Origin of the sequence: Streptomyces sp. NPDC058052 (assembly GCF_042885515.1) — a bacterium.
In the GTDB taxonomy this organism is placed as follows: domain Bacteria; phylum Actinomycetota; class Actinomycetes; order Streptomycetales; family Streptomycetaceae; genus Streptomyces.
In genome coordinates, this window is sequence record NZ_JBHVRX010000073.1 from 1 (window position 1) to 1,429 (window position 1,429).

Here is a 1,429-nt window from a genome sequence, read left to right on the forward strand (position 1 = left end):
CTTCAGAACTAACACAGTGGACGCGAGCAACTGAGGACAAGCCCTCGGCCTATTAGTACCGGTCAGCTCCACCCATTACTGGGCTTCCACATCCGGCCTATCAACCCAGTCGTCTACTGGGAGCCTTACCCTCTCAAGGAGGTGGGAATACTCATCTCGAAGCAGGCTTCCCGCTTAGATGCTTTCAGCGGTTATCCCTCCCGAACGTAGCCAACCAGCCATGCCCTTGGCAGGACAACTGGCACACCAGAGGTTCGTCCGTCCCGGTCCTCTCGTACTAGGGACAGCCCTTCTCAATATTCCTACGCGCACAGCGGATAGGGACCGAACTGTCTCACGACGTTCTAAACCCAGCTCGCGTACCGCTTTAATGGGCGAACAGCCCAACCCTTGGGACCGACTCCAGCCCCAGGATGCGACGAGCCGACATCGAGGTGCCAAACCATCCCGTCGATATGGACTCTTGGGGAAGATCAGCCTGTTATCCCCGGGGTACCTTTTATCCGTTGAGCGACGGCGCTTCCACAAGCCACCGCCGGATCACTAGTCCCGACTTTCGTCCCTGCTCGACCCGTCGGTCTCACAGTCAAGCTCCCTTGTGCACTTACACTCAACACCTGATTGCCAACCAGGCTGAGGGAACCTTTGGGCGCCTCCGTTACCCTTTGGGAGGCAACCGCCCCAGTTAAACTACCCATCAGACACTGTCCCTGATCCGGATCACGGACCCAGGTTAGACATCCAGCACGACCAGAGTGGTATTTCAACGGCGACTCCACAACCACTGGCGTGGCTGCTTCAAAGTCTCCCACCTATCCTACACAAGCCGAACCGAACACCAATATCAAACTGTAGTAAAGGTCCCGGGGTCTTTCCGTCCTGCTGCGCGAAACGAGCATCTTTACTCGTAGTGCAATTTCACCGGGCCTATGGTTGAGACAGTCGAGAAGTCGTTACGCCATTCGTGCAGGTCGGAACTTACCCGACAAGGAATTTCGCTACCTTAGGATGGTTATAGTTACCACCGCCGTTTACTGGCGCTTAAGTTCTCAGCTTCGCAACCCCGAAAGGTCACTAACCGGTCCCCTTAACGTTCCAGCACCGGGCAGGCGTCAGTCCGTATACATCGCCTTACGGCTTCGCACGGACCTGTGTTTTTAGTAAACAGTCGCTTCTCGCTGGTCTCTGCGGCCACCCCCAGCTCACGGAGTAAATCCGATCACCAGGCGTGGCCCCCCTTCTCCCGAAGTTACGGGGGCATTTTGCCGAGTTCCTTAACCATAGTTCACCCGAACGCCTCGGTATTCTCTACCTGACCACCTGAGTCGGTTTAGGGTACGGGCCGCCATGAAACTCGCTAGAGGCTTTTCTCGACAGCATAGGATCATCCACTTCACCACAATCGGCTCGGCATCAGGTCTCAGGCTCA

1 rRNA gene (cut by a window edge) is annotated in these 1,429 nt (G+C 56.2%); it reads right to left on the reverse strand.

What is annotated here, in order from left to right:
• Positions 1-32: 32 nt before the first annotated feature.
• Positions 33-1,429 (reverse strand): 23S ribosomal RNA (locus ACFVU3_RS39920) (it continues 1,800 nt past the right edge of the window).